This window comes from Candidatus Gastranaerophilales bacterium (genome assembly GCA_028693235.1).
Lineage (GTDB): Bacteria > Cyanobacteriota > Vampirovibrionia > Gastranaerophilales > Gastranaerophilaceae > JAQUVW01.
The window spans coordinates 439,383-464,795 of the sequence record JAQUVW010000002.1 but is presented as its reverse complement, the minus strand read 5'-3'; the positions used below and the strand labels follow the sequence as shown (position 1 = coordinate 464,795).

The 25,413-nt window shown below is 34.6% G+C and carries 27 protein-coding genes and 1 tRNA gene; 6 read left to right on the top strand and 22 right to left on the bottom strand.

All coding sequences use genetic code 11. The features are described from left to right. Positions 1–5: 5 nt before the first annotated feature. From PHV37_05360 to PHV37_05300, 13 genes are all read right to left on the bottom strand, one after another. Entirely contained in the window at positions 6–1,367 is a 1,362-nt protein-coding gene (locus PHV37_05360; GenBank protein ID MDD3237508.1) for a TolC family protein, read from the bottom strand. Continuing rightward, positions 1,364–1,951, bottom strand: coding sequence for a TetR/AcrR family transcriptional regulator (locus PHV37_05355; protein ID MDD3237507.1), 588 nt, complete (start codon positions 1,949–1,951; stop codon positions 1,364–1,366). The genes PHV37_05360 and PHV37_05355 overlap by 4 nt, the downstream gene beginning before the upstream one ends. Before the next feature lie 118 nt (positions 1,952–2,069). Next, complete coding sequence (locus tag PHV37_05350; GenBank protein MDD3237506.1) at positions 2,070–3,110, bottom strand: chemotaxis response regulator protein-glutamate methylesterase; 1,041 nt, start codon at positions 3,108–3,110, stop codon at positions 2,070–2,072. A 17-nt stretch (positions 3,111–3,127) separates the two neighbouring features. Further along, positions 3,128–3,901, bottom strand: coding sequence for a protein-glutamate O-methyltransferase CheR (locus PHV37_05345; GenBank protein ID MDD3237505.1), 774 nt, complete (start codon positions 3,899–3,901; stop codon positions 3,128–3,130). 128 nt (positions 3,902–4,029) lie between these two features. Then, complete coding sequence (locus tag PHV37_05340; protein ID MDD3237504.1) at positions 4,030–5,256, bottom strand: methyl-accepting chemotaxis protein; 1,227 nt, start codon at positions 5,254–5,256, stop codon at positions 4,030–4,032. Next, positions 5,249–5,737: a chemotaxis protein CheW gene (locus tag PHV37_05335; GenBank protein MDD3237503.1), complete on the bottom strand. Its 489-nt coding sequence runs from the start codon at positions 5,735–5,737 to the stop codon at positions 5,249–5,251. Before PHV37_05335 ends, PHV37_05340 begins: the two co-directional genes overlap by 8 nt. After that, complete coding sequence (locus tag PHV37_05330) at positions 5,738–7,810, bottom strand: chemotaxis protein CheA (GenBank protein ID MDD3237502.1); 2,073 nt, start codon at positions 7,808–7,810, stop codon at positions 5,738–5,740. An 8-nt stretch (positions 7,811–7,818) separates the two neighbouring features. Next, positions 7,819–8,322 (bottom strand): chemotaxis protein CheX, encoded by a 504-nt coding sequence (locus PHV37_05325; GenBank protein MDD3237501.1) that lies wholly within the window; start codon positions 8,320–8,322, stop codon positions 7,819–7,821. Next, positions 8,297–8,770, bottom strand: a complete 474-nt coding sequence (locus PHV37_05320; protein MDD3237500.1) for a chemotaxis protein CheX — start codon at positions 8,768–8,770, stop codon at positions 8,297–8,299. The genes PHV37_05325 and PHV37_05320 overlap by 26 nt, the downstream gene beginning before the upstream one ends. A 27-nt stretch (positions 8,771–8,797) precedes the next feature. Continuing rightward, positions 8,798–9,160 carry a response regulator gene (locus PHV37_05315; protein MDD3237499.1) on the bottom strand — a complete coding sequence of 121 codons (363 nt, stop codon included), beginning with the start codon at positions 9,158–9,160 and terminating at the stop codon, positions 8,798–8,800. Next, entirely contained in the window at positions 9,157–10,071 is a 915-nt protein-coding gene (locus PHV37_05310) for a tetratricopeptide repeat protein (protein MDD3237498.1), read from the bottom strand. Before PHV37_05310 ends, PHV37_05315 begins: the two co-directional genes overlap by 4 nt. Before the next feature lie 4 nt (positions 10,072–10,075). Continuing rightward, positions 10,076–10,945, bottom strand: coding sequence for a FliM/FliN family flagellar motor switch protein (locus PHV37_05305; GenBank protein MDD3237497.1), 870 nt, complete (start codon positions 10,943–10,945; stop codon positions 10,076–10,078). Further along, a complete protein-coding gene (locus PHV37_05300; GenBank protein MDD3237496.1) occupies positions 10,938–11,627 on the bottom strand; it encodes a hypothetical protein in 690 nt (229 codons plus the stop codon). Before PHV37_05300 ends, PHV37_05305 begins: the two co-directional genes overlap by 8 nt. Positions 11,628–11,773: 146 nt before the next feature. Here PHV37_05300 and PHV37_05295 point away from each other — a divergent pair, with 146 nt between their 5' ends. Beyond that, a complete protein-coding gene (locus PHV37_05295; protein MDD3237495.1) occupies positions 11,774–13,549 on the top strand; it encodes a [Fe-Fe] hydrogenase large subunit C-terminal domain-containing protein in 1,776 nt (591 codons plus the stop codon). Positions 13,550–13,581: 32 nt separating this feature from the next. Here the strand turns inward: PHV37_05295 and PHV37_05290 are convergent, their stop codons facing one another. From PHV37_05290 to PHV37_05280, 3 genes are all read right to left on the bottom strand, one after another. Beyond that, positions 13,582–14,055: a hypothetical protein gene (locus tag PHV37_05290; protein ID MDD3237494.1), complete on the bottom strand. Its 474-nt coding sequence runs from the start codon at positions 14,053–14,055 to the stop codon at positions 13,582–13,584. A gap of 110 nt (positions 14,056–14,165) precedes the next feature. Then, the gene (locus tag PHV37_05285) at positions 14,166–14,315 is read right to left on the bottom strand and encodes a hypothetical protein (protein MDD3237493.1); all 150 of its coding nucleotides are present in this window, start codon (positions 14,313–14,315) and stop codon (positions 14,166–14,168) included. A 57-nt stretch (positions 14,316–14,372) separates the two neighbouring features. Continuing rightward, positions 14,373–14,461: transfer RNA gene (locus PHV37_05280), tRNA-Leu, on the bottom strand. Between the two features lie 177 nt (positions 14,462–14,638). Here PHV37_05280 and PHV37_05275 point away from each other — a divergent pair. Next, a complete protein-coding gene (locus PHV37_05275; GenBank protein ID MDD3237492.1) occupies positions 14,639–15,706 on the top strand; it encodes a tetratricopeptide repeat protein in 1,068 nt (355 codons plus the stop codon). Between the two features lie 95 nt (positions 15,707–15,801). Next, entirely contained in the window at positions 15,802–17,364 is a 1,563-nt protein-coding gene (locus tag PHV37_05270; GenBank protein ID MDD3237491.1) for a YifB family Mg chelatase-like AAA ATPase, read from the top strand. 9 nt (positions 17,365–17,373) lie between these two features. Here PHV37_05270 and PHV37_05265 read toward each other — a convergent pair whose 3' ends face one another. From PHV37_05265 to PHV37_05245, 5 genes are read right to left on the bottom strand one after another with little or no spacing between them, the layout of a single operon-like run. Then, a complete protein-coding gene (locus PHV37_05265; GenBank protein ID MDD3237490.1) occupies positions 17,374–18,243 on the bottom strand; it encodes a class I SAM-dependent methyltransferase in 870 nt (289 codons plus the stop codon). 17 nt (positions 18,244–18,260) lie between these two features. Continuing rightward, positions 18,261–18,542 (bottom strand): zinc ribbon domain-containing protein, encoded by a 282-nt coding sequence (locus PHV37_05260; GenBank protein MDD3237489.1) that lies wholly within the window; start codon positions 18,540–18,542, stop codon positions 18,261–18,263. Between the two features lie 2 nt (positions 18,543–18,544). Further along, positions 18,545–19,213, bottom strand: a complete 669-nt coding sequence (gene tsaB, locus PHV37_05255; protein MDD3237488.1) for a tRNA (adenosine(37)-N6)-threonylcarbamoyltransferase complex dimerization subunit type 1 TsaB — start codon at positions 19,211–19,213, stop codon at positions 18,545–18,547. Next, positions 19,194–19,682, bottom strand: coding sequence for a tRNA (adenosine(37)-N6)-threonylcarbamoyltransferase complex ATPase subunit type 1 TsaE (gene tsaE / locus PHV37_05250; protein MDD3237487.1), 489 nt, complete (start codon positions 19,680–19,682; stop codon positions 19,194–19,196). Before tsaE ends, tsaB begins: the two co-directional genes overlap by 20 nt. After that, positions 19,682–21,496 carry a BamA/TamA family outer membrane protein gene (locus PHV37_05245; protein MDD3237486.1) on the bottom strand — a complete coding sequence of 605 codons (1,815 nt, stop codon included), beginning with the start codon at positions 21,494–21,496 and terminating at the stop codon, positions 19,682–19,684. The genes tsaE and PHV37_05245 overlap by 1 nt, the downstream gene beginning before the upstream one ends. Positions 21,497–21,709: 213 nt before the next feature. On the opposite strand from PHV37_05245, the gene PHV37_05240 reads away from it, so the two are divergent. Continuing rightward, positions 21,710–22,369, top strand: coding sequence for a hypothetical protein (locus tag PHV37_05240; GenBank protein ID MDD3237485.1), 660 nt, complete (start codon positions 21,710–21,712; stop codon positions 22,367–22,369). A 10-nt stretch (positions 22,370–22,379) separates the two neighbouring features. Here PHV37_05240 and PHV37_05235 read toward each other — a convergent pair whose 3' ends face one another. Then, a complete protein-coding gene (locus tag PHV37_05235; protein ID MDD3237484.1) occupies positions 22,380–22,664 on the bottom strand; it encodes a CBS domain-containing protein in 285 nt (94 codons plus the stop codon). A gap of 195 nt (positions 22,665–22,859) precedes the next feature. Here PHV37_05235 and hisIE point away from each other — a divergent pair, with 195 nt between their 5' ends. Continuing rightward, a complete protein-coding gene (hisIE, locus tag PHV37_05230; GenBank protein ID MDD3237483.1) occupies positions 22,860–24,086 on the top strand; it encodes a bifunctional phosphoribosyl-AMP cyclohydrolase/phosphoribosyl-ATP diphosphatase HisIE in 1,227 nt (408 codons plus the stop codon). A gap of 9 nt (positions 24,087–24,095) precedes the next feature. Further along, complete coding sequence (gene hisD, locus PHV37_05225) at positions 24,096–25,352, top strand: histidinol dehydrogenase (protein MDD3237482.1); 1,257 nt, start codon at positions 24,096–24,098, stop codon at positions 25,350–25,352. Positions 25,353–25,413: the final 61 nt, after the last annotated feature.

The following is a 25,413-nucleotide window of genomic DNA, read 5'->3' as shown; positions in this document are numbered from 1 at the left end:
TCTCCTTACAGTTGTTCTGTTTTTGATTCTTTTATATGTTCAAAAATTTTATCATATTCACCGTTGGTTTTTAAAAGTTGAGCCAAAGTAACATCGTAGTTATACAAAGCATTGAGGCGTTCAATTTTAACACCGGATAAAGCAGTTTGAGCATCTGTGACGTTCAAAGATGTAGAGTAACCTTCTTGAAAACTTTTTGTTGTAACCCTAAGCGATTCTTGGGCACTTTCCATAGATTTTGAAGTACTGTCATATTGTTCTTTGTATTTTAAAAGTTCTTGATATTGTTTATTCACAAGGGTTTCAATATTATATTGAGCATCTTTTTGCTCATATTTAACTTCTTTTCTGAATGAATCTGCAGCCTTAACCTCATTCAATCTTGTTAATCCGTCAAAGGCAACGAAATTAACGCTCGCCCCCATTGCCCAACGAGGAACTCCTGCTGATAAATCTTTTGAGCCAAAAATATCATAAGCAAACAAACTCACAATGGGACTGTAATTGCTTACTTGTGAACGATAATTTGCCTGTGCTAATTTTTTCTTTGCCTCAACTTGTTTCAATTGTGGATTTTTTTCTAAAGCATTTTTAGTATATTCATTAACATTCAAAAAATCTTTTTGATACATAAACAAAGCTGAAGTAGGGCTAACGGTAACATTTTCAAGGTCTACGGAATCATCTTTTATTAAATTTTTCAAACTGTTTTCGATAATATTTGCATCTCTTTGAGCAGCCAGTAGTTCTCTTTGAGCTTTTTCGTAGGCGACTTCTGCATGTAACCTTTCTGTTTTCGGAATAATACCGTTTTTCTCAAGTTTTATAGCATCTGAAAGATGTTTTTTTGTAGTTTCTTCCACTTGTTTTCTGACATCAATTACGTCTTTTGCAAGTTTTAGTCCATAATATCTTTTTATAAGCTCACAGGTTAAGTCACCTTTGATTTCTCGAAGTTTTTCGTTAGAGCCTTCATAATAGGCTCTGGCAGCAGAATTCATAGCAAGGATTTTGCCACCTGTAAACACATTCCAAACAGCACCTGCTCCAACTTCCCACAATTTGTTATCTTGAAGCATAATCGACTTTGTAGGAGCTAAAGGGATACTTATATCATCGCTTAGACCTGCCACAGTAGTATTAACACCTATTTTCGGAAAGAAATGTCCTATTGCAGCATTTTTCTTATGCCGTTTTTCTTCGGTTGCCTCAAATGCAGCTTTAATTGCATTATTGTTGACAATCATCAGGTCATATGCCTGTTCAATACTCAAATCATATTTTTCAATTGATGTTTTTTGAAGCGTATTAGAATAGGCAGGAAGAACGAAACAGAACAATAAAAACGCTATGCACAATTTTTTCATTGGCACGCTCCTATCGCATTATCAAATAAATTCAAAACTTTTGGTGTAAGCGAATTCAAATCAACATCTTCGCCACTGAAACGCTCAATAAAACTGCTTATCATACCGTCTAAGGTTAAAGCCAAAAGATAATAATCATTGGTAATAACATTTTTCTTGTTATGCACATAATCTTCAATTATTTGTGCAACTAAGGTATAGACACCTTTCATTGGATTCAGAGCACCTTTTTGAGTGTTTTGCATAAAAAACGGATTGTTTTTTAAATAATCACGTATAATCGCCTTGTTTTTTTCATAATAAGAAAACTTGTAAGATACAAAAATCTTTAATTTTTCAAAGGGTTGTTCAACATTCTGAAGCAAACTTTTTATCTCTAAAAAAGCATTATCCACAACACTATAGATATAACTTGCGAAAATGCCTTCCTTTGAGCCGAAAATAGAATATATGGTTCCGACACCCACATTCAATTCTTTAGCGATTTTATCAATTTGCGTTTTTTCATAGCCCAAAGTTTTAAAGTGTTTTGCAGCTACCTCAAGAATTAATTTTCTCTTAAATTCCATTACTTCATTTTTCATGATTTAGAATCCTTTTCTTTTTATAGAATAATATTCTAAATCAGAATAAAATTCAAGAAATATTTTTTTATTCTAAAAGAGCCTCTCAAAAGAGGCTCAAATTATATTAATATTAGAATTATTGACTGCAAAAATCTAATAAACCTTGAGCAATTTTATCCAGAGGCAAAACTTTTTCAGCCGCTCCTAACATAATCGCTTCTCTCGGCATACCAAAAACAATACAACTATGTTCATCTTGAGCAATTGTATTAGCACCTGCTTTTTTCATATTCAAAAGTCCTGCGGCACCATCTTTTCCCATGCCGGTGAGCAATGCACCGACAGAATTTTGACCTGCATATTTTGCAACAGAGTTAAAAAGGACCTCAACAGCAGGGCGTTGATGGAAAAGCATTGGGCCATCGAGAAGTGCAACATTATAACTTGTCCCGCTTCTTCTAATTTCCATATGGTGATTACCTGGAGCAATCAAAGCCTTACCTATAGAGAGGAATTCACCGTCTGTCGCTTCTTTGACTTCTATTTTGCAAATATTATTCAACCTGTTAGCAAAAGCTTTGGTGAAATTTTGAGGCATATGCTGAACTACAACGATAGGAGGACAATTTTCAGGTAAAGAAGATAATACCTGAGAAAGAGCTTCCGTACCACCTGTAGAAGCACCTAGAGCTATTATTTTATTTGTAGTTGCAACTCTCATGGCAGCAGAAGGTGAAGAAAGCGAATGTTTTGCCGCACCGGTAATACTATTTGTTTTAAAAGTATGAACATTAGCAGCAGCCTTGACTTTTTCAATTAATTGTCCGCTCATATCTCCGACAGAATATGCCGTCCCCGGCTTTGCTAAAACCTCAACAGCACCAAGTTCTATTGCCTTTAATGCGACATCACCGCCATTTTTAGCCAAAGAACTCACAACAACCACCGGCATCGGATAGTGCCTCATTAATTTTTCTAAGAACGTAAGCCCATCCATACGAGGCATTTCAATATCTAAAGTAATAACATCAGGTTTCAAATAAACAATTTTATCCCGACCGATTATCGGATCAGGAGCAGTTCCCACGACCTCTATGTCAGGGTCTTTCTCAAGTTCTTGAGTAAAAACTTTTCTGATCATGGCAGAATCATCTATTATTAAAACTTTAATTGACATTATTTATAGTCTCTTTTTTAATGTGGGCGTGATTTTTTATATATCGTAGGCTCGTAATAAAAGAATTTATGATGAATTTGAATAAGACTTTCAGAGTGCCCTATAAATAGCAACCCATTCGCTGATAAGGCATCATAAAATTGTTGAACCAACTTTTCTTGCACTTCTCTATCGAAATAAATCATGACATTCCTACAAAATATTATATCAAAAGGATTTTTAAATGGGAACTTATCGACCAAATTAAAGAGCCTAAAAGTTACTAATTTTTTTATTTCTTCAGAAAGACTCCACATATCTCCGTTTTTGTAAAAATATTTTGAAACCAAATAAGGAGGAATATTATCCTCAGGAGCAAATACATACTCACCACTTATTGCTTTATGTAAACTTTGAGGACTTATATCAGTAGCAAGTATTTTTGGCCTTATATCCATAGGCAAAATCTCTTTTAACAAAATGGCTAAAGTATAAGCCTCTTCGCCTGTAGAACACGCCGAAGACCATACCCTAAGCTCTTTTGTACGTTTTACCGTTTCACTCTCATTTAAGATTTGTCCTATGTTTTTTTTAATGTGTTCAAAGTGATTATTTTCTCTGAAAAAATTTGTTTTGTGAACGGTTATAGTATCAGTAAAGACTCCTTGCAACTCTTTTTGTTTTTCTGTAATCGGAGGAGCTGCAATATAGTGATAGTATTCACCAATATTTTCAACACCGCTTTCTCTGAATAACTTTACTAATTTTTGAGCAAAAAGACCTTTTTTACTTTCTTCAATGTAAATACCCATCTTTTTATAGACATATCCAGAAAATAAGTCTATATATTTTTGCTAAAGAGAAATAGAAGATTGAGTATGGTTGAACATTTTAAACCTTTACAATTATATCGAGTATTACAAAATTTGAGAATAAATGATTAAAAATCATCAAGAGGGATAATGTCTTCAGGATTCACCTTTGCTCTACCGGTGAGTTTTGGCTTTTTCTCTTCAATTTCTGCAATAGGAGGATTTTTGTCTTCTATTTCTTTTACCATATTTTTTTCAAAAGATTTATCTTTTTTAAAATCAGGTTTTTTTATGTTTTTAGATTGAGAGTACCTGTTTGTTTTTTCCGTTTTATTATCCTTGAATGAGGATGGATTATAATACTGTGTATTCTTAACATTTTTTGCAACACCTGTAATAGCAGATAGAGTTTCAACTATTATTTTTATTTTGTCAGAATAGCTTTCTAAATTTTTAGCCGACATACTGCTTTCTTGAGCGGTAGAAGCGGTATTTTGAATAACGACTTCCATTTGAGAAATAGCTTTATTGATTTGATTAATACCGATTTCTTGTTCTTGACTTGCAGCCGAAATTTCTTCTAGCAATTCACTGACTTTGTGTGTATCAATTCTGATGCCTTCAAGTGCATTTCTAACTACATCAGACATACTCAAACTTTTTTCAGACAATTTTATATTGCTTTCAATAATAACAGCAGTATCTTTAGCAGCTTGAGCACTTCTTTGTGCCAAATTTCTGACTTCTTCAGCAACAACAGCAAACCCTTTGCCGGCATCACCGGCTCTTGCCGCTTCAACTGCCGCATTTAAAGACAAAATATTAGTTTGAAAAGCGATTTCATCAATAACTTTAATAATTTTAGCGACTTCAGCACTTGATTTTTTCAGCTCTTCCATCGCATCTAAAAGATTTTTCATCTGAATATTGCCATCATCAGCAGCACTTGTAGTCTGTTTTGCCAAAGAATCAGCTTCTTTTGTATTTTGAGCAGTTTGGTGAATCATTGAAGCAGACTCTTCAAGAGTAGCAGATGTTTCTTGAATAGAAGCTGCTTGTTCCGCAGTTCCTTCTGCCAATGAATTTCCGGATTGAGTGAGCTCATTTGCCGTTAAAGCAACATTCGAAGCTGTGTGGCTTAAATCATCAATGAAAGATGCAACGCTTGATGATAAAGATTTAGCCGTAAGCTTAGCTAATATAATTGCTATCAAAACAGATATAACAATTAATATGACAGAAATCAAAGAAAATGATGATTTGCCTGCAATATAAGCGGAAGCACCGCTTAATAGCAGAGTTGCAACTATTAGCATAATTAGTCTTGAATCAAGATTTATTGTATTTTTATTCATGCACGGCTACCTCTTGTTTTTCGAATATATTAATAATTTCATTATTTATGAATATTTGGTCAAGGTCAATTATTATAACAACTCTGTCTTTCAACTTACCGATTCCTAAAATGAAGTTCGAATCCATGCCTGTACTATATTGAGGAGAAGGTTCAATTTCGTCAGCAGATATATTAACGACTTCAGAAACGGTATCGACGACGACGCCTAATAGCCGTTGGACATTATTTATAACGGTTTCGACAACAATAATACAAGTTCTTTCGTTATAAGATTTTTCTTCCATATTAAATTTTATTCTCAAATCCATAACAGGGATTATTTTGCCTCTAAGGTTAACCACACCTTTAACAAAAGAAGGTGTTTTAGGGACAGGAGTAATAGGCATCATGCCGATAATTTCTTTTACTTTTAATATAGAAATACCGTATCCTTCATTGCCTAATGAAAAAGTAAGTAATTTTTCTTCAGTTACAGTCATTTATTCGTTACCTCCTTTTTTAAATAAATAATCCACATCTAAAATCAAAGAGACTCTGCCATTACCGAGAATGGACATGCCCGCAATATATCTCAAATCAGAGAATTCTTCACCGACAGGTTTTACAACAACCTCCTGACGATTTATAACATTTGTAATTGGTAATGCTCTAAGTTCTTGGTCGAGTTCCAAGAGAATGACTAAAGCATTATCCGAATCATTATTTTCATCGGGGAACAATAAGGTTTCAGGAACAATCGGAACAATATCTTCCCTAACTTTAAGCATAGTTCTGTTTTGTTGAGTATAAATCCAATCAGCTTTTTCAGGTTGAATTATTTCTTTCACGTTAACGGTAGGAATAATGAAATATTGATTATTCATTTCGATAATGGTACCGTTCATAATTGCATGATTAACAGGAACCTCAAGAGTAAAAGTGGAGCCTTTGTCTTTTTCACTTTTTATATCAATTTTGCCACCGATTTTAAGAATTTGATTTTTGACAACATCCATACCTACGCCACGACCTGAAATATTGTCAACTTTTTTAGCGGTAGAAAAGCCTGGTAGTAAAATAAATTCTTGAATTTCTTCATCAGTATAGGTCTGACTGGTATTCACAAGTCCTTTTTCTAAAGCTTTCAAATATACAGCTTCCAAATCAATACCTCTACCATCATCTTTGACTTCAATAAATATTTTACCTCTTTTATTAAATGCATTTAATTCAACTTTTGCTTTTCGAGGTTTACCTTTTTGCAATCTAACATCAGGATTAGCCTCAATGCCATGAGAAATAGCATTTTTAATCAAGTGAACCAAAGGGTCTAATAATTTTTCAGTAACGACCCTGTCTATTTCAGTATTATCGCCTGAGGTTATGAATTCAACATCTTTGTCTAAATCCTTAATTGTATCTCTGGCGATACGGGTCAATTTATGGAAAGTGGATTTAAAAGAGACCATTCTTAAAGACATAGAGAGATATTGGAGCTCTCTTGTAATCCCCAAAAAGCTTGACATGTTAGAAATAAGTTGATTATCGTTTGCATAATTTTTAGAAATATGTTCATCGAGAAGAGCCTGATTGATAATAAGTTCTCCAATTATATTAACCAAATTATCAATTTTAGCATTGGCGACCTTCATAAATTCTTCATTAGATATAATAGCTGATTTTTTAGGAGCAGCTTCAAGTTTTGCTTCTATTTCTTTTTGTTGGGACGTCAATTTAGGCTCAAGTGTTTCAGATTTAAATTTAGGGACTTGAGATTTATAATCAACAGCAGCCTGATTATTTTCAGAAACATTTTCATCTTCATCAGGAAGTTTTATATCGGATAAATCGAGTTGTGCAAGTTTAGCTAAAGATTTTTCCTCATAGACGACAGTCTCTGAATCTTCGCTTTTTAGCTCCTCAATAGCAGGAGGTAAATGTTCTTCAACATTTTGCGGAATTTCAAAGCTAACATCATTTTCTTGATTTTGTTGAACAGTATTTTGAACAAACTCAGATGTAGCATCCCCTTCAAGACATTGCATTTCTTGAATCTGCATATTTTCTTCGGGCTGCTGTTCAGATATTTGAACATCTTCTGTATTATTTTCGCTAACAGGAGCAGGATTTTCATAATTTTGACATTCGAAAACTGCTTCTTCAACAGTAGGTATATCTTTTGAAGCGGATAAATTTTCTAAAACATCTTTATGAGCATATATAGAGGCGACATAAGCGTCGTCTTTATAAGAATCGACATCTTCACACAAATGTCTTATTATATCAGCCGACTTCAAGATAGCATCAACAATTTCTTTGGTAACATTTTTTTCTTGTTTACGACATAAATCCATGAGAGTTTCGGTACTATGTGATATTTCCTGAATAAGTTCATGCTCAACAAATCCAGCCAAACCTTTGATGGTATGAAAAGCTCTAAACATGGTATGAATAATATCCATATCATGAGGATTTTGCTCTAAAGTAAGAACATTTGACTCAATTTCTTCTATATGTTCAAAGGCTTCTTGTACGAAATCGCCCCAGAATTCATTGTCAATATTCAATTCCATTTACACACCTATTTTTTTGCCATGCTATATGCGAGACCGAATTTTTCCCCATTGATTTTGAAGAATATTTTTCTTGAAGGGACTTTGCTGATCATATATAAATCCTGTCCTGATATATATGCAGGATTGGATGTAAGAATAGTATAATCTTTTTTGGGATTATTTTCCTCATTCATATTTGTGATTTTTGCAAGATTGGCGAATCTTTTAACAGCTTCATTAAAAAAGTCAGCCAAAGCAGCTTTGACAAATATGTCTATTGTAGATATTTTATCTACGCCCATAATATTTTTAGCGATATCTTCAGCAACTTTTTGAGAAAAACAAAACATTATATTTCCTTCATAATCCCCCGTGATACCGATTAAAATATTATATTTTTCGGTTGAATTAAGAGAACTTTCAGGCATATCACACATAAATTTATAATCCATATCTATAAACTCAAACAAACGTTCAAGCACAGTAGAAAAGGTATCAACAACATTAAAAGTCATCGCAAATACTTTCACTTTGCCCCACATCTATTGTAAATTCGCCATAAGAGCTTTTATAAAAAGCTTTTTGACTTGATACATTAGGAGTAACTATATCTAAGTCTTTAGCAGAGAAAATAGAAGGTGGTGTAATCCAAATTTCTCTTTTACCGTATTTATTATTCATATAAGTAGCAGTTCTGCCGCAGAATATATTAGCAAATTCAGCGAGATAAACATATAAATCCTCATCGTTTTCGAGGTCTTCACCAAAATTCATGGCTTTTGCAAGGTTTTTGCCGTTATCAATAGACGTATTCAAAAGAATTCTGCCATTTGTTTCTCCGGCAACACCAATTAAAATGGATAGCATATTAGTTTGGTTTTCCTCGACTGCCTGAACCTGATTAAATTTTTCTTCCGTAACTTCAAAAGTTACATCTTCAAATGATTTTTTAGCAAAATCAAATAAAACATCAATCATATTTTCCAAGATATAAACTCCTTTTAATTATACAACTTCAGCTAATTTAGCTATAAGGGTATCAGGTTTAAACGGTTTCATTAAGAAGTGTTTAATACCCAATTCTTTTGCTTCATTGAGCAAAGTTTCGTCGCCCATTGCAGAAAGCATTACTATTTTGACATTAGGATTAAGTTCAAAAAGTTTTCTAGCCGTTTCAAGACCGTCCATAACGGGCATCGTAACGTCCAAAGTAATTATATCAGGATGTTTTTCAATATACAAATCAATCCCCAATTGACCGTTTAAAGCATTACCGACGACCTCATATTGTTCATCACCTTGCAATGCTCTGACCACCGTTTTATATACAAATGGAGAATCATCTATTACCAAAATTGTTTTGCTCATACGTCACTCTCTTTCGATATATTGTCTTTATTTATTAATTTTTCTGCATATTGTAATATATTGTAAGCCTCGTCGTCATTTGGGTCAAGGTCTATAGCAATTAGAATATTTGATTTTGCCCCATCTTTATTTAAAGATATCAAATCTGTAATAGCAGCAAGCTTGTAGACATTTGCATTTTCAGGATTTGACTCTAACGCTTTATCCAAAATTAGTAAAGTTTTTTGAAGTTGACCAGTTTTAGCAGAAGAATAAGCAGCAGTAATCAAATAATCTTTAGGGAGTCCTTCTTCACCGATTAATTGCAAATATAGCTTGGTAACGTGTTCTTGCACTTTGAGGTTATTTGAAATATTCAACAAATCGCAGCATCTGGCAATATAATATAAGATAAGTGGCTTTCCGGGTCCTATTTCATTTGCTTTTTGAAAATAGCTTAACGCAATTTCATATTTTTTAGCCTTAAAATTCATTATACCCAAATTATAATAAGTATCCACATCATTAGGATTTATAGAAATTGCTTTTTTATAAAGCTTAGTAGCCTCATCAATGTCATCAGTCATTTGAAAAGACAATGCTAAATTATAAATTGCAGCGAAAAAATCAGCATTAATTTCTGTTATTTTATCAAAGCAGAGAGCAGCTTTTTCAAATTCTTTGTTATGGAAAAACGCCAAACCGAGTTTGTGTAGACCCTCTTGCGATTTTGGGTACTTATGTAAAAATCTTTTAAACTTACGGATAGCCCCTTTATAATCTTTAGCTTCAAGAAGTAACAGACCTTTTTTATAACAAGTTTCTACTCTTGAAAAATAGAAATACAAAAAAGCGAGCACTAGAAAAATAAAGATGAAGAATCCATAAATAAATAATTCATAGGATTCAATAATATATTTCAAAACACTCATATATTTATCTGAATCTTTCTTCAGGAGGAATTATTTTTTTTATTTTAACCCCGAAAGTATCGCCCACCACAACGATTTCGGCAGTGCCGACTTCGACACCTTCTGAATATAATTTAATAGGTTCGTCAGCATCATTATCAAGCTCAATCAAGGAACCTTGAGTAAGCTCCATTGCGTATTTAATGGGAATTTGAGTTCTACCGAGTTCAGCAACCAATGGGATTTCAATATCGCCAAGTAAATTTATATTCATATGGGATATATCAGGTCTTAGATGTTGAATATCCTCTTTAAGCAGACCTAATCTTGACATTGTTGCAATAAGTTGTTCATACTCCAAAAACAAATGTATAGGAAATTCAAGCGAATCATTAATTTTAAGATTAAGATGAATGACGAAATCAGGCGTTAAATCTTTGAACCAATCATCATGTTTTTTATCGGCACATTGGCGGAACTCTAATTCTTTCAAAGGGGACATAGGAGCTTCACAAATTTTATTATAACGCACAGCGACAGCTTCCAAGATATTATCTAAAAATTTTAAACAAGAATTAACCTGAAGCTCAGTCAAAGCACCTTTTTTTTCGGCATCGCCATTCCCCCCCATAAAGACATCAGCTATTTTAACAGCCAAATTTTCAGGGAACAAAACAGCAAAAGAGCATATTGTTTTAGCTTTTTTATACTGTCTTGAATATATAGCGAAAGCCGAATAATCGCTTAAATCTGAAGGCAACAATTCATTACCTTCAGCGGTCAAGTTAAATTTTTGAAAAGGGTCTTTTCCGAGAGCTTTGTGCAAAGCCGAAACAATATTCGGAAAGAAATGAGATATAAATTTATTAATGCTGTCGATTTGAGAGTTAGTCATTTATGTCTTTCATTTTATTCAAAAATTTATGTAATATGTAAATATTAAATTTTTTGCCACCGATTCGAATCATCTTTTGTATGGTTTTTTCTTTAGAATTTGATTTTCTAAAATAATTAAAATAATAGTCAGCAATAGCCACAATGTGATAATATGGTATATTTTCAAGCTTATTATTAGCAATACTGAAGTCGTTACAATTATAATCTTTATTATACAATCTTGCAACTTCGGCGACCTTATCGGGAAGTTTCAACTCTTGCAACAGGTATTTATAGCCATATTCACCTTTTAAATGCATAAAATCATCATTATCTTTGTCAGATATTTTGATTTTTTTAACACCGATATTATAATTATATGCTGCTTGCTCAAGCTCTTTAAGTTTAAGTCGAGAAAAATGAAGCAATTCTCCCATATAAATAGAATATTTCGCAACAGCCTTAGCTTCCTCCTCATCAAAAGACATATAGACCGATGGAACAGAATTTTTTTCAGTCAAAAAGGCTTTGTCCTTGTCAGACAAAGATTGTTTAACATAAATATCGGTGAAGTATAGTCTTAACAGATTCTCGGGTGTAACACGCTCATTAGCTGCGTGTATCAAATCCCCGTTTTCTGAAAAAATTTCAACTTCAAAAATATCTCTTTCGAGTAAGTCTAAAGCATTAATTTTTATCATGTATTTATTTTATGCCCAATAGTCATGCACATTAACATTATGTGCATTAATGATAAAACATGTCAAGTTTTGTAAACTATATTGTAAAATAATCCAAATTAAGTAAAATATAAGTTGAGTAAATTATCAAGAATAAGGTGAGTAAAGTGGTTTTAGCAAAAGTAGTAGATGTACTGGCAGACAAATGCCAAAATTGTCACGCTTGCATAACAGTGTGCCCATCAAAATTTTGTAATGATGGCAGTGGTGACCACGTAAAAATCAATCACGATTTGTGTATTGGTTGCGGTCAATGTATTGAAGCTTGCACATGGGGAGCAAGGGTAGTAGTTGATGATTTGCAATCATTTTTAGAAGACATAAAAAACGGAACCAAGCTGATTGCAGTAGTAGCACCATCTGTTGCTGCTTCATTTCCCGAAACTTATCTAAACTTAAACGGTTGGCTTAAACAATTGGGGCTTAGTGCAATTTTTGACGTAAGCTTCGGTGCAGAACTAACAGTTAAAAGCTACATTGAATATCTAAAGACCACAGGAGCAAAAACCATTATATCACAACCGTGCCCCGCAATAGTGAATTATATTGAGTTATATCGACCTGAGCTTCTGCAATATTTGGCACCTGCAGATAGTCCGATGTTGCATATGATAAAAATGATTAAAGAATTTTATCCGCAATATAAAGACCATAAAGTTGCGGTTATCTCGCCTTGTATAGCTAAAAAAAGAGAATTTGAAGCCACTGGATTTGGCGATTACAATATAACAATGACAAAACTCAAAGACTATTTAAACGATACCAATACAAATCTTATAAAATATCCGAGGGTTGAATATGATAACCCGCCGGCTGAAAGAGCAGCATTATTTTCGACACCCGGAGGCCTATTGGAAACAGCAGCAAGATGGGATAACGAATTACGTCCGAAAATAAGAAAAATAGAAGGTCCACACGCAATTTATCCTTATCTTGACCATTTAGAAAAGGACATCTTGAGAGAAGTTGCACCACTGATTGTCGATTGTTTGAATTGTGAAAAAGGTTGCAACGGCGGAACAGGAACTGATTGCAAAGGAATGTCTCAAGATTATCTTGAAGCTGCTATTTCAAGGAGAACAAAACTTCTTCAAAAACAATATTTGACCTGTGAAGAAAACGACCTGCTTAACAAAAACGTCATTGATTCTGGAGAAAAAGACAAACTTATTCAAGATAAAATAATAAAAGAAATAGATAAATACTGGAAACCATATTTATATGATAGAAAATATGAAGATCGTTCTAATCATTCTATAGTGACACACGTACCCAAAAGAAACTATGAAGAAATATACGAAGCAATGCTTAAAGAAAACGAATCCGACTTTAAAAATTGCTCAGCTTGCGGATATGGAAATTGCAAAGATATGGCTATTGCAATTTATAACGGACTTAATAAACCTGAAAATTGCCACCACTACCAATCAAAATTATTAAGGAAAAACCTTAACGCAAGAAAAGAAGCTGTAAATACTTTCCAAGAAATAATTGTAAAAGAATTCGACTCAGAACATTTACTGGCAAAATTCAAACCGATTATTAAATCAATTGAAGATATTTCATTCCAAACATCAATGCTCTCAATGAACGCTTCTATAGAAGCTGCTCACGCAGGAGAAGCAGGGGCAGGATTTGACATTGTTGCAAAACAAGTCAGAACTCTTGCAACAAAATCACATAATGAAACATCAAAAATATATGATTCATTGCAAGATTTACAAAAAGTTTTAGATGGTGCTGTTTCAGAATTCCAAAAGCAACTTGACGTCTTTTTAAGTGAAGATAAAGAGCAAATAGAAAGCGTTAAAGACACATCTAAGAATGAACCTTTAAAACTTGAGGGGGAAGAAACTAAACTTTTAGCTGATGTAAAAGACTAAGTAAAAAGAGAGCCGAAGCTCTCTTTTTTTAACTACACCGCAATATCTAACGCTGAAAGCAAAGTGTCACCTATAGAACTCAATGAATCAGTAAAATTATTCGTGTACGCAGAACCGGCGTTATTTTTGCCGAGCAGTTGTTGAAACAGATTTTTGCTGTCAGAATTTTCTTGGTCAGACTGAAAATCTTGTTGCTGCTGAGAAATGTACTTCATAATTTCATCAAGAGTAATTTTGCCGTCGCCATTCAAATCCATTTCAGAATTTGATGACTCCTCATCGTTACTTGAACCTGAAGCAGAACTGCTTTTCTCGGAACCTTTAGCCCCTTGGGCTTCTTGCACATCCTGAGCATCTTGAGCTCCGCCGGACTCACCTAACATCTCCAAAAACTTACTTATACTGTTGTCGTCAGCCTCATTTGATGCTTTTTTACTGCTAGTTGAATTTGAATCGTACATGTAAGCGGAAAGAGCGTTAGTATTGGAATACAAACTTGAAATCATTATTTAACCTCCTATTAACATAGCACGGGTGCTATATTTTCCATGACTAATATAAATCTTTCAAAGATTTTTTCATCATGTAAAAAGACGACATGGAGGGAATAAAACAATTATCTGTTATATTTAGAGAATGAGGATTCAGGGTGATTAGAATTTGAGAGAATAATTTCTTGATACTCATTTTTGTCAATATTAACGCCCATTTTTTTAATATCGAGGGTAAATTTTTTATTTTTTTTATTATTTTTTTTGTTATCCATAATATTTTCCAAAATTTAAAAGCTTCCCTTTTTCGGGAAGCTATAAAACCTTAAAAATGGTGCCGATGGTCGGAGTCGAACCGACACGAGGCGTAAACCTCACCAGATTTTGAGTCTAGCACGTCTACCAATTTCATCACATCGGCATGTGATTTTGTGAAATTTTCAAGGTATGGATATATATTACCAGAAGCGATTTAAAATATCCAGTATTTTTTATAATTTTTTTTAAAGAAATGTGAAAATATATTTCAATTTGGCTGAAAGATAGCAATAATCATGAATTAGTCAACTTATAATGAAAGTAAAAATAGGAATGATTAGTGGTAGCAATAAATAATATACAGCAAAATCCGATTCAGACTGTTTCTAAGATACCGTCACAGCAAGAGAATCGACCGAATAAGACAGCAAGTGCAGCAGCAGTTGAAAGCATATTGTCGTCGACTTCGATTAATGACTCAAAAACCTTGTTACAAGAAGGGAATACGCATCTTAGAGCAAACGAATTTGATAAAGCAATTGACTGTTATAAAAAATCAATAGAACTAAGACCTGATTATGTCGATACCTTTTATCAAATGGGAAAAGCCTATAGGGGAATGGAAGATTATACAAACGCAATCTCATCACTTGAAACCTATACAGCTGAAAAAAACAAAGATACAGATGCAATAATAATGCTTGGGGAATGTTATTCAGACTCAGGATATTTTAATAAAGCTAAAGCTGAATTTTCAAAAGCAATTACACTTGACCCGGCAAATGACCTTGCTAAAAGAAATTTAAAAGAAACAGACAATCTTATTTTAAGTTGTTTTGCACCTGAAAAAGCAATGAAACAGCGTCAAGAGCAAGCCTATAGCAATTTATCACAAGCCTTAAAAATGTGTGAAAAATATCTTTCTCCCTCATATTTCAAAGATATGGGTGACTTAACGGTATGTTTTGACAAGACAGCAAAACTTGGTGGCACATCAAATATAGCCCAATATGAAAACACAAAACAAAAAATCAGCGTAACAGATTCCTACGTCTACGCTGCACCTGAAATTGTAACGGCATATTTGGTTCACGAATTTGTGCACGCAAAAGATAATGACCCCTATACCTCTGTAAGAGAGGAACAAGATGCATATCAAGCAGCTACAGAATTTTGGGTAAAAAATTCAGACGGAATAAATGACCCCGAAATGGATTACGCAGCAAATTTATATAAAGAAAACCCGCAAAAACTAGCAAACAGAGTCGAAGAAATATACAAATTGAGAGACCCTAAAATTGCGATGACGTCACCAAACCACCCGAAAAAAGGCGGTAAAATAAACGCAAGTGCTTTAACTCAATTAAACAATCTGAATGCGGCAAATGCATATAATGTAATCTCCTAGTTTTATCTTTTCCGTTCGATATAGGTTAAGAATTTGACACTTTATGCCAAAAAAGCTAGAATTGACAGGGAAAAGAGGAATAAGGGTAAAAGGAATTGGTTTCAAATATTCTCACAGCAACTGTTATCGGGCTAGATGTTTATAAAATATCAGTCGAAGTTGATATGAACAACTCAATTCCATCTGTATCGATTGTCGGACTGCCTGATACGGCTATAACTGAAGCGAGAGAAAGAGTTCGCTCTGCGATAAAGAACTCCGGCTTTGATTTTCCAACAAAAAAAATCATCATCAATCTTGCACCTGCTGATATTAAAAAGGAAGGTAGCAACTATGACCTGCCAATAGCGATAGGCATTTTGGCACAGAGCGGAAATATTGATGCAAATAAATTTAAAGAAACAGCTTTCATCGGTGAGCTGTCTTTAGATGGCACAGTTCGTGCAGTCAAAGGTATTTTACCGATTGTTGCCGGCTTGAAAGAAATAGGAATAAAAGAGATTGTAGTTCCTAAAGAAAACGCAAAAGAAGCAGCTCTTATTCCCGAAATGACTATTTGGGCGGCTCCGCATTTAAGTGATGTTGTTAATCATTTTTCAAATGACGCATCGACTCAAAAATTGATGGAATGTGTCGAAATAAATGTCGATGAAATTTTACTGGACGAATTAAATTCGACAAATAAATTTGATTTTAAAGATGTTAAAGGTCAACAAAAAGCAAAAAAAGCTTTAGAAATCGCTGCTGCAGGCGGACATAATATATTAATGATGGGTCCTCCGGGGTCAGGAAAAACATTGTTATCAAAGTGTTTTTCCTCCATTTTGCCACCTTTGCAAATAGAAGAAGCGATTGAACTTACAAAAATATATAGTATTTCAGGGTTGATTGACTCAAATGAACCTCTTATTACAAAAAGGCCATTTAGAGTTGTGCACCATACAGCTTCGGCAATAGGAATAATTGGAGGAGGCTCAAATCCCAAACCGGGAGAAATCACTCTTGCACATCGAGGGGTGTTATTTTTGGATGAAATAGTTGAATTTCCGAGGAATGTACTTGAGGTTTTGCGTCAACCACTTGAAGACGGAGAGGTCGTAATTTCAAGAGCACAATCTAGAGTAAAGTTTCCGGCAGATTTCACCCTTTTGGCAGCAATGAATCCTTGCCCCTGCGGATATTTAGGCGACAGCGAAAAACAATGCACATGCAACGAATTTCAAATTAACAGATACCGCTCTAAATTATCAGGACCACTACTTGATAGAATTGATATACAGATTGAAGTTCCAAGACTTAAAGTCAATGACTTGTTAAATAAGAATTTCCAAAGTGAAAGCTCTGCCGAAATAAGGAAAAGAGTAATTTCAGCACGGCTTATGCAAGCTGAACGATATAAAGGGCTTGATATTTTTACAAATTCAGAATTAACGCCAAAATTAATAAAGAAATTTTGCCCGCTTGACTCCCAATGCGAAGAACTTTTAAAAAGTGCAATCATAAAGTTTAACATTTCAGGTCGTGCGTATGACAGACTGATAAAGCTGTCAAGGACTATAGCGGACCTTGACGTCTCTGAAGATATACAAGTTCAGCATATTGCCCAAGCAATTCAGTACCGCAACTTTATCGAACCGGAAAAAGCACAATTATTTTAAATAACTTGATTAATCCTTAATCGCCCTGATTAAAGCGACTTTTGATTTCACATCAATTTCTTTGCCTGTTAATGTTTTATCAACAGAGGCAATAAATTTATTAACTTTTGCTTCATCAAAATATAATAAGAATTTTTCTTTCATGCTTTTAGCCCCTGGGCTTGGAGGAGCGTCAAACCAAGTCGGGACAGTATTTGGCTTTACTAAATATCTTGAGGCAGATTCTTGAACATCAATAGTTGCATTTTTAAAGCCTGCATTTTCGAGATTAGCCCCCAAAGATTCTGCATTAAAGTTAGTCAACGAGTCGTTAGGGTCTGACATTAGCTCAGATTCAGCCCTTTTAAAATCCTCATAATCATTGACGTCATCAGGAGTAACGAGTTCATAATAGCGAGTATTTGAGTTGATAATAGGTTCAAAAGCAGAAAATATTCCACCGAATTTAATTATTCTATATATCTCGTTAATAGCAACTTGTTTATCTAAAATGTGAACCATTACAGAACGCATTAGAGCTTTGTCCACAGCTTCTTTAGGCAATTTTATATCTTCACAACCTGAAAGCAAAAATTCATACTGCGGAACTATATCTAAAGTAGCCAAGAACTTTTTGCATTCTTGTAAACAATCTTCAAACTTATCAGAAAAAATAATTTTTCCTTTTTCATTTAGTCGTTCAAGCACCCCAAAAGCGAGTAGTCCTGTGCCTGTACCGATATCTATTACAGTATCATTCGGCTTAATAGAGGCATTATTCAAGATAATATCACGAACAAGTTTCAACCAATTCATAGTTTGAGATAGTTGAGTTTCATCCATATAAGAAAATCGGGTTGATTTTAGCCATTGTGACCAATTCTTGCATATTTCTGACATAAAGACCTCTTTCTATTTTACAAATCGGAACCGCAATTTGGGCATTTTTCAGCTGAGCGTTTTACATTTTTACCGCAAACGGGGCAAACTTTATAGACTTCGCCCTTATTGGGGGCATAATTTGCTTCTTTTTCTTTCTTTTTTAATTCGATGTTAATGTTTAATTTTGCAATAAAATTTTTAATTAAATAAATAAATACTACTATCGCAATAAGAAACCACAATTTCAAAGCTATAAAAAGCAATAAACCTAATATTAAAAGAACGGGAAGACACCCTTGTATTTGAAACTTATACATAGTTATTTTGCCTTTGGTTTAGTAATAGAAGGGGGCTGGATATAAAGAGGTTTGACCTTTGCCCAATGAAAATCATCATCTGTATTTTGAAGTTTTTGGCGGGTAAAATAAGCAAGATTTTTGCCTAAATCATACTCACCTGATTGAAAATCTAAAGAAGAAATACCGTTTTCTTGCAAAAAGTTGTGAATAGAATTATCAGCAATTATTGCAAAATCGAGCTTTGCAAGGGATAGTGCTTCTTCTTTTTCAATCATTTTCGGAGCTTCTATTTCTTCCCCAATAGGAGAATACATTCCGAAATAGACTTTATTTTTTCTCGCATCCATAAGGATAAGAGAATTTTTGCAAGAAGTGTTAATTCTTGAAAGAATTTGTAAAGAAGAAATCCCGACAAGTTTTGCATTTAATTGTTGAGCAAAAACCCTTGAAATAGTATTGCAAACTCTTATACCGGTGAAGCTCCCGGGACCTATATTTGTCCCGATAGCACTAATATGTTGCATCAAGATATTATTTTCTTTAAGGATTTCAACGATGGCTGGCATAAGATAAGCACTGTGATATCGTTCATCTGTGCTGTCGATAATCCTTTCAGAAAGCATATTCGAATCTTCGAAAAGTGTTATATAAGTCTTATCCAGGCTTGTATCAAACGTTAAGAATTTCATTTTTTATTTCCTTAATAATAGCCTCGTTATCAGAGCCGAAAGCCGAAAACGCAAATTCACGTTCAGTTTCGCCTAGATAATTAATTTTTATTTCCAACCTATCGAAAGGAAGAGCCATATCAGAAAACTCAGCCCACTCGACAAGCGTCAAGATTTTACCTTGAGAATACTCCTCAAGCTCGTCTGTAATCGTTTTAACGCCTTCATTTTCAAGTCTGTATAAATCGAAATGATAAATGGGCAATCTACCTGTTTTATATTCGTTAAGGATAACAAAACTTGGGCTTGTAACTTTTTCGCTTACTCCAAGGTGTTTGCAAAGAAATTTAGAAAATGCGGTTTTCCCTGCACCGATATCGCCATACAGGCAAACAAAAGCTCCATTTTGCTCAACCAATTTAGCAAATTTTTCAGCGAGATTTTCTGTATCATCAAGATTTTTGCAAATTATAGAAAATACTTTGTCCATTAGAAGAAATCTCCCACACCGAAAGTAAATGCCCCATTCGGATTGCCATCGCCGACGCTTGTGAACGGAATACCATAATCTATACTCAACGGTCCTACGCCCGGAATAAACAATTTGATGCCCACCCCACCGGCAATACCACGTTCAGGTCTGTTATATATAGTATTTGTAACCGTACCTCCATATAATTGACCTGCGTCAACAAACATAGAGAATTTTACGTTATCAAGCATTGGCAGTTTTTTAATTCTATCCAAGAAGAAGAACGGTGTAGTGACTTCAGCAGACGCCATAACGAAGCCGTCACCCGTACCGATACCGCTCATTCTGTAACCTCTTACAGAATAAGGTCCGCCTAAACGGAAAGCCATAACTTCAGGCATATCGCCGTGTATTTTTCCTGCAGCTCTTGCTTGGAATGAAATTGCAGATTTTTTCATCAATGGGAAGTATTTCTTTACGCCGGCAGTAACTGTACCGTGAGTTGCATTGAAGTCTGAAAGACCAACATTTTCATTAAATCTTATAGTTCCAAAGACGCCGTCACGAGGACTTAGAGCGTTATCACGAGTATCGTAAATCAGACTTGGTCCAAGAGTCAAGAAAGTACCGCCTTTTAACTGATCAGCTCTTTTGCTGAAAGGAATATTATGTTGAGCATATAGATTTTTTATTTGCCCCTCGTCGCCTTCTGTCATATTTACTTGTTCTATACCGATTTTAAATGAGCCTGTCAAATTTTTAAAATCTTTAAATTGACGAGAAACGACGACTTCACCACCGTATCGTTTTTCAATTGCAAGAGGCACTTGGTAGCTGGCAAAATCACGCCCGAAAGCTTTTACGAGGAGCGAGTTGTCACTACCTCTAAAGCGGGGTTCAAACCAGCTTAATTCAGCTTGAAGATTTGCTCGTCTTAACATTGAGCTGTCGGACAATATAACACCGGTACCTGTCATGAAGTTAAAGGAAACTCTTTGACCCAAACCTCTAAAATTATTTTCAGTAAATCCGACCTGTCCGAAAAGCCCTGTAGCAGTGTCAACACCACCGCCAAGAGAGATTGTACCTGTTCTTTGTTCGTCAAGAACGATTGTTACATCGTAGAAATCAGGGTCATCACATTTTTCTAAAGTACGATTGACATCTTTAAAAGCTTGAGTCCCGTATAAACGCATCAAATCAGCTTTTATCATGTTATCGTTATAAACAGACCCCGGAGTTGAGAGTATATTTCTTTGGATAACAAAATCTTTTGTTTTTTTGTTACCTTCAAATTTTATAGAATTAATTTTTCCTTCAGAAATTTTCAAATTCACGACGCCGTCAGGGTCATCTTTAATATCAACGACACGAGCTAATATGTAGCCTTTAGCGGCGTACAATTCTTCGATATTAGCAACAGCATTATTAAGAGTATTCAAATTTTGGGGTTCATTTTCAAGGTCAGAGAGTTGGTTTAAGATTTCGCCTGAAGACACGACAGAATTGCCGTCGACAGTAAAGCCAGTAATAGGCAAATTTTCTTCAAGGTATATTTTGAGAGTGACGCCATTGTCGTCATCAGGGACAGGAACAGCCTTCATTTTTTCGGAGAAAAAGCCCATATTATAGATATTTTTCAAGTTTTGTTGAACGAGTTCTTTGCTGTACACATCGCCTATTTGCATTTGCATACTACGCATAATATCGCTGTTGTTAATGAGTTGATTACCTTCAAATTCTACGCCTTTAATTTTAGAATTAGCATCAATCTGAGGGGAAGCAGAGTCACTTTGAGTAGCGAAAACAGGTGATGTAAGACACAATGTCATAAATCCCCATATTAACAAAATTCCCGCTTTATTTATAAAATTTTTTACTCTCATTACCCTGTCTTGTTCAACTCGTCATTGCATGACGCAACGACCCATTTTGATAGAATTATACCATATAAAAATATTATATTAAAACATGTAAAAAGAGTATAAATAAATTAACAAATAATAACATTTAGGGTTATTTTAATAAACAAAAGAGGATATAACATGAAAATAGCGTTTACCCCATCTTTCGGCAAGGTAATACCTGTAAAGAAAATCGTAATTAATAATGATAATGCCTGTGTAAACTATGAACAAATAACATTTGATTCATACAGCGGAAACACTGAAAAAGTGGACACATCTTGTTCGCCTGATTTATCTAAAAAAGTCATTCAAGCATTGAATAGAGTGCTTTTACGAAATGACGGAGCCGAAGAACATACATATAAAAACGCCCTTAACAATATGATACGAAACGCATTTGCTAATGTTGATAATGATTACAAAATACCCGCAAAGCCAATTCCGTCAAGCGAAAACTCAAGGATAAGACCTTGTTATACAGGAGATAGAAATTATATATTAACAGGCAAAGACGCCCAAGATTACTTTGAGTCAGGGAAAAACATAGGTGGAGCACGAGCACTTGTAAGAGATTATAACGAAGACAGATATGCTATAACAAAATCAAAACGAGATTTTGCCTATACAAAAACCGGTTTAATCGCAAATCCGAATTTAAGACTCAAAAACAAATACGGAAACAATTTAGGGATTGTAATCTATGCTGACAAACAAGAACTACCGAAAAAAGGCAAAGGCACAAAAACGGACATCACCATAAAGGGGATAGACTTTGAACCGTTAGAGCTAAACCGATAAGCGACTTAGATTAGGCTATATTAGCGTCTTCAATATTTTTTTTGGTAATATAATAGCCGAGGAACTTTTTATTCCAAGGATTTTGAACCACAGGTAACTTTTCTAATTTCATGCAATTCATTATTTGATAGACTTCTTTCAAATCAGAATCGGGATAAACAACGATTTTACAGTTTTTGTCGGCTAATATATCTGTCATTGAGTTGTTTTTTTTAAAATTATTATTGTCTTTTGAAGTATATTTCTTTTTTTTATGTAAGATAAAATTCGTAAACTTGTAAGTGCAGTCAAACATAAGTGACTCCTTTGGTTACTTGTATTTATCATATATATAAAGGGGAGTAAATCAACAACTTATTTATCCCATGCCTGCGAACATAATTCTACTAGCCTCTTGGGTAGAATTTTAGCAAAGATATATAGCCACTAGGATTTGAAAAGGACGATTTTTGAGGTACAATGGAGCCAGACAATAAAGATTGGAGAAAATATGATTATTCCTAGTATTGACTTGATGAATGGGAAAGCTGTTCAACTAAAGCAAGGCAAAGAAAAAGTTTTAGAACGTGAAGATGTTCTTGAATTAGCAAAATATTATTCTCGTTTCGGAGAAATTGCGGTTATCGACATTGATGCTGCAATGGGAAAAGGCGAAAACGAAGAATTAATAAGAAGAATTTGCCAAATAGCCCATTGCCGAGTCGGAGGAGGGATAAGAACAAGAGATAAAGCAAAGAAAATGCTTGCATTGGGAGCTAAAAAAATCATAATCGGAACAGCTGCTGATGAAGAATTTTTAGCCCAGCTTCCAAAGGATAAAGTGATAGTTGCAATCGACGCTAAAAACGGGAAAGTAACCACTGAAGGCTGGACAAAAGAAGTAAATTCCACCCCCGAGGACTTTGTAAAGCGTTTTGACGACTTATGCTCAGGATATTTATATACCATCGTTGAAAACGAAGGAATGATGAAGGGTACAAACCTTGAAGCTATCAAAAAAATTCGCAAATTAACGAAAAAAGAACTTATCGCAGCCGGCGGAATTTCTTCTGTTGACGAGATAAAAGAACTTGTTAAGATGAACGTGTCAACGCAGCTCGGAATGTGCATCTACACTAATGCGGTAAAACTTGAAGACGCTTTTTGTGCCGTAATGGATTTTGAAAAGCAAGACGGATTAATTCCGACAATTGTTCAAGATATAAAAACAAAACAAGTTTTGATGTTAGCATACTCAACCCCGGAATCTTTAAAGAAAGCACTTTCAGAAGGTTTAGGTACATATTACAGCCGTTCGAGAAAAGAATTATGGACAAAAGGGCTTACAAGCGGTAATACTCAAGAACTTGTGAATGCTAAATTTGACTGCGACCAAGACGCATTGCTTTTCCAAGTCAATCAAAAAGGAAATGCTTGTCACCTTGAAAGATTTTCTTGTTTTGAAGACAAAATGTTCTGCATAAACGAACTCTATGACTTGCTTTTAGACAGAAAAGAGAATTTGCCGGAGGGTTCGTTTACAACAAAATTATTTAAAAACGAATTTTACCTAAAAAGAAAAATAATGGAAGAAGCATTTGAAACCGTAAACCCTGAATGCGGCGACGGCTTAGAATGGGAAGCAAGTGACCTTGCATACTTTGTGCTCACATTTATGGCAAAACACAACGTCACCCCTGCTGATATAGTAAGCAACCTTGCCTCACGTACAAAATAGGAAAAAACGATGGAAATCATAAATATTTCAGAACTTACAGAGGAGAAGAAACAAAATTTTCTTCAAAAAATTGAGTTTGAAAATCTTTCTTCCGTAACAGATATCATAAAAGACGTGAGAAAAAACGGCGACGAAGCGTTAAAACGATATTCCAAACAATTCGGCGACGGCGAAATTGATACAATTGAACTTACCGAAGATGAAATCCAAAATGCAATTTCAAAAGTAGATAAAAAAACTATTGATACATTAAATTTCGCTATTGAAAATGTAAAAGAATTTGCCGAAAAGCAACTTTCTTGCATAAAAGAGCTTGAAACGCAAATAGCAGGTTCGACATTGGGGCACAAAATAGTCCCCTTAGAGTCTGTGGGTTGCTATATTCCGGGTGGAAATTATCCGCTACCGAGCACCGCAATTATGACAATTACGCCTGCAAAAGTAGCTGGGGTAAAAAATATCATTGCAGTATCTCCCAAAATCAAACCGGTGACAATTGCCGCTTGTAAACTCGCAGGGGCGACGAAGATATTCAAGGTTGGCGGCGTTCAAGCTGTTGCAGGACTAGCTTATGGGACAGAAACCCTTCCGAAAGTAAACAAAATTGTAGGCCCCGGCAATAAATATGTAACCTCCGCTAAAAAACAAGTATTTGGCGAATGCGGAATTGACTTTTTAGCAGGGCCATCTGAAGTTTTAATAATCGCAGATGAAAAAGCAAATCCGAAATTTGTAGCCGCAGATATGTTGGCACAATGTGAACATGATAAAGATGCAAGAGCTTATCTCATTTGTTTTTCAGCAGATTTTGCAACGAAAGTAAAAGAAGAAGCAGAAGCATTTTTAAACGAACTTGAAACCGCAGAAATTGCCAAGATATCATTTGCAAAATCCATAGCAATAGTTGTAAATAGCATTGGAGAAGCTGTTGAATTATCGGAAGAAAGAGCTCCTGAGCATCTTGAATTGTGCTTTGAAAATGCAACTGATACCATAGAAAAATTTAAAAATTACGGCTCTATGTTTATCGGAAATTATTCAGCAGAAGTTTTCGGAGATTACGTATCAGGCACAAATCATACACTGCCTACCAATCAAGTTGCAAAATATTCAGGCGGATTAAGCGTTTTTGACTATATAAAAATTCAAACATATCAAATTATAAGCAAAACCGCAATAAATCAAATAGCGGCAAACGCAAGCAATTTAGCTAAAAATGAAGGATTATTTGCTCACAAGCTTGCCGCAGACGTAAGAAAGCATTGATATAATAGGCACAATTGTTAATACAGTTTAATGTCATTACGAAGCAATGGGAAAAGGGCTT